Source organism: Streptosporangium sp. NPDC002524 (assembly GCF_040295985.1).
Lineage (GTDB): Bacteria > Actinomycetota > Actinomycetes > Streptosporangiales > Streptosporangiaceae > Streptosporangium.
The window spans coordinates 1-3,795 of sequence record NZ_JBEOWK010000067.1 but is presented as its reverse complement, the minus strand read 5'-3'; the positions used below and the strand labels follow the sequence as shown (position 1 = coordinate 3,795).

Annotated in this window: 4 protein-coding genes; all 4 read right to left on the bottom strand. The window is 73.7% G+C overall.

The genetic code is table 11. The features are described from left to right. Positions 1-184: 184 nt before the first annotated feature. Entirely contained in the window at positions 185-877 is a 693-nt protein-coding gene (locus ABT053_RS43210; protein ID WP_350977996.1) for a mycothiol-dependent nitroreductase Rv2466c family protein, read from the bottom strand. Positions 878-1,019: 142 nt separating this feature from the next. Next, positions 1,020-2,408 carry an FAD/NAD(P)-binding protein gene (locus tag ABT053_RS43205; protein ID WP_350977993.1) on the bottom strand — a complete coding sequence of 463 codons (1,389 nt, stop codon included), beginning with the start codon at positions 2,406-2,408 and terminating at the stop codon, positions 1,020-1,022. A gap of 134 nt (positions 2,409-2,542) precedes the next feature. After that, a complete protein-coding gene (locus tag ABT053_RS43200) occupies positions 2,543-3,199 on the bottom strand; it encodes a TetR/AcrR family transcriptional regulator (protein ID WP_350977991.1) in 657 nt (218 codons plus the stop codon). After that, positions 3,196-3,627, bottom strand: coding sequence for a hypothetical protein (locus tag ABT053_RS43195; RefSeq protein WP_350977989.1), 432 nt, complete (start codon positions 3,625-3,627; stop codon positions 3,196-3,198). The genes ABT053_RS43200 and ABT053_RS43195 overlap by 4 nt, the downstream gene beginning before the upstream one ends. Between the last annotated feature and the right edge of the window lie 168 nt (positions 3,628-3,795).

The following is a 3,795-nucleotide window of genomic DNA, read 5'->3' as shown; positions in this document are numbered from 1 at the left end:
CACCCGCTACGACAAGACCGCCACGTCCTACACCGCCGTAGTCACCCTCGCATCGCTACTGCTCTGGTTATGACCTTTGAAGACACGGCCTAGGGGGCTCGCGCCGAAAGCGCCCCTCCGGCACCACGGGGGAACCTCCCAGCACCACGGAGGGACCCCCCGGAGGGAGACACCCCCTTCCGGACTAGGGAGCCTCCAGGTAGGTGCGGGGAACCGCCCGGTCGGTGACCCGCTTGAGTTCGAAGAACGTCTCCTCGGTGGCGAGCACCTTGAACGCGTCCCAGAGCCGCCCGGCCCGCTCCCCGGTCGGGATCTCGCTGATGACGGGACCGAACTGCCCGGCGTGCCCGTTCACCGAGATGGTCGGGACGCCGATCAGCGCCTGCTTCTGCTCTCCCGTGGGCACCAGGGCGTGCGAGGCGTGGATCGCCTCGTCCCAGGCGCCGTCGGCCCTCGCGGCGAGCAGCTCGGCGGGCAGCCCGGCGTCGGCCAGCGCGGCGGCGATCACCGGCTCCAGGGCCTCCATCGCGGCCCGCCAGCCCGCGAGACCGCCCTCGCGCGGCACGTCGCGGGACCGCTGGAACAGGCCGCCCTCGCCGTGGTAGCGGGTGCCGAGCGTGGTGTAGAGGTCGCCGACGGCGGCGTCCCCGGCCGCCGCGCGCGCCGCCGCGAACACCCGCATGGTGCCCCGGCCGATCTCGACGATCTCGCGGTACTCCTCGGACATGTCCTGCTTCTCGTTGAGCACCGCCAGGCTCATCTCCCGCCAGTTGATCGTGACGGGACGCACCTCGCGCACTTCCAGGATCCAGCGGGAGGTGATCCAGGCCCAGGGGCAGCCGGGATCGAACCAGAAGTCGACCAGATCCTCGCTCATGGGAATCCTCTTTCCTCGTGGGTCTCCCCAGGATGGGACCTCAACCCCGCTGAAGGTCAAGCCCGGGGGCCGCGCCGGGCGTGTCCGCCGGCCGCGCTCCCGCCCGGAGGTGGGGCACCGATCCTCCGGGGAGCTCCCGCCCTCACGCGTGCCCGCCCCGCGCGGGGGACGGCAGGCGGGCGCCGGAGGCGAGCGTCTCCACGAGGCGCGGCGCGAGGGCCGCCGCCTGGGCGCGGATCTCCGGGATCGCCGTCGTCTCGTACAGGCTTCCGCGCAGCATGGGGCCGAGCGTGAAGATCCGGTCGTCGGGGTCTCCCCCCGCGTCCAGGACCGCGCCGCCGGGAGCGGCGTCCAGCCCGAGCCGCAGCCGGTCCGGACGCACCACGCCGTCGGCGACGAGGTCGGCGAGGAGGGGGTCGCGGGTGATGTCGGCGCCGGGCCCGGTGGCGTTGACCAGCCAGCCGACGTCGATCTCCCGGACCGCGCCGTCGGCGCCCACCCGGGCGCGCAGCCCGCCGGGGCCGGGCTCGGCCCCCAGCAGCCGGCCGCGCAGCACCCGGAGGCGGCCGGTGGCCCGCAGGTCGGCGATCCTGGCGGCCGTGACGGGAGGGATCCGGTGCCGGTGGACCTCCCAGTAGCGGGCCGCCAGCCCGAGGAACCGCCGCTGGTCGTCCGGGGAGAGCCGGGTCCACAGGCTCTGGACCTGGGGGCGCAGGCCGTCGACCACGCCGTACCAGTCGCCGCCGTTGTCCCGCACGGCGCGGCGTACGGCGCGGAGCAGGTCGCCGATCCCCAGCGGCCCGTCCGGGACCGGCGTCGGGACCGGGGGCGGCACGGGCCGGGGGTGGCACCGTGGCAGCAGCGCGTGCCGCGACACCGCGTGGACGACGGTGTCCGGGTGTGCCCGGGTCACGGTGACCGCCACGTCCACCATGGTCAGCCCGGTCCCCAGCACGAGCACCGGCGCGCCGTCGCGGATGCCAGCCAGCGCGTCCGGCGCCCACGGGTCGGCGACGTAGCCGGGGCTCCCGGCGTCCACGACCGGCAGCCGGGCGGACTGGGAGCGGTTGCCCAGGGCCAGGACGGCGGCCTCGGCGTCGACCGTGCCGCCGCCGGAGAGGTGGACCCGCACTCCCCGCCCCCGGGTCAGGGCGCTCACCGTGCCCGTCACCTTGCGCACCACGCGGACGGGCCACTCCTCGGCTCCCGCCAGCAGGTCCTGGAGGTAACGCCCGTACGTCCGTCTCGGCAGGTAGTCGGACGCGGAGACGTCCAGACCGTCGTCGTGGGCCCAGCTCAGGAAGTGGCCGGGGTCGTCCTCCAGCCCGCTCATCTTGTTCGCGCAGGCGTTGAGGAGGTGGTGCGGATCGGTGGTCGAGTATGCCTGTCCGAGCGCGTGCCGCCCGTACTGGTCGATCAGCACGATCTCCAGCGGCATGGCCCGTGCCCGCGCCTCGCGAAGCAGGTGGACGGCCGCCAGCGTGCCGCTCGCGCCGCCGCCGACGACGGCGACCGATGGGGAAACTGACACGCGACCCAGCATAACCCACTATTCCTGTAGGGTATACCTGATAGCGAGGACGTGAATCGTTCCATCCACGATCTTGAAAGTCGCGGTGGCGGGCGCGGCGGCCTCGCGTGCGCCCGCAGGGCGTCCGGGAACCGCTATCCGGCGAGCTGCCGTTCGAAGCCGGAGACCATGGCGAGGAGACCGGCGTCGAACCAGTGGTCGTAGAACGCGGTCGCGGCCGGGTCCGCGACCGGCGCGGGCCCGGCCGCCCCCGGCGGGGTGCCGACCTGGGCGAGGGCGTGGCCGAGGACGTAGACGCCGACGGACTGGATGGCGGTCAGGGCGCCCTCCCGAGGGACACCGGCGGCGGCGAAGCGGTCCAGCAGGCCCGCCAGCAGGGTGAGGCCGGTGTCGACGTCGACGGGGTGGGTGGCGAGGAGCGGCACGGCGCGCGGATGGAGGAGCAGCGTCCGCCGGTAGGCGACCGCGAAGCGGGTGAGCGCCTCGGCCCACGGACCCTCCGCACCTTCCGTACCCTCCGAACTCTCCGGACCTTCCGGACTCTCCGGATCGGGCTCGGCCACGGCCTGGGAGAACAGGTGATTGACGACCCCGGCCAGCAGGGCGTCACGATTGGGCACGTGCCGGTACAGGGACATCGCCGCGACACCGAGCCGGGCGCCGACCCGGCGCATGGTCAGGGCGTCCAGCCCCTCGGCGTCCAGGACCTCGACGGCCGCGGCGACGACGCGCTCGGTGGTGAGCACGGCCGGCCGGCCGCCGCGCCCCCGAGGACGGGCAGGCTGGTTCATCCGCCCAGGGTAACGGCGAGAGTGGTGGCCAGCATCAGCAGAGAGAGGACGCCCACCACCATGTGCTGCACGTCGATGACGACGTCCCGCCCCTCGGCCGGCAGGATCTTCAGGGTGCGGGCGTAGTCGCGCCGGTAGATCTCCCGCTGGGCGGCGGTGCTGACCCCGAAGTAGGGCAGCCACCAGCTCTGGAGATGGCCGATCACGATCAGGACGCACAGGACGGTGGCCGCGACCAGCGACCAGGCCCGGTGCAGCGCGACGCCCGCGGCGATCAGCAGGGGGAACGGGTAGTTGATGGACGCCGCGAGCACGCGCCCGCGGACGTTTCCCGAGGTCAGGTCGTTCAGCGGGAACATGGGGACCCACTCGGTCAGGGCGAGCCAGAGGAGCCAGACGAACGGAACGATGATCGCGATGACGGTCACGACGCCTCCCGGTTTGTGTACGTCGTAAGCTTACGTCGTACACAAACTGGGGCGCAAGGGGCCCGGCGATGGAGGCATCGGGTGGAGGCACCGGGTGGGTCTCGCGTCTCGCGGGCGTCGTGGCGGGCCCCTGTCCAACCGCCCCCACGCCCCCGCCGCGCCCCCGGC

Coding starts and splice junctions, on each gene's coding strand:
- ABT053_RS43210 (WP_350977996.1), bottom strand. CDS start 877: ATGAGCGAGGATCTGGTCGACTTCTGGTTCGATCCCGGCTGCCCCTGG.
- ABT053_RS43200 (WP_350977991.1), bottom strand. CDS start 3,199: ATGAACCAGCCTGCCCGTCCTCGGGGGCGCGGCGGCCGGCCGGCCGTG.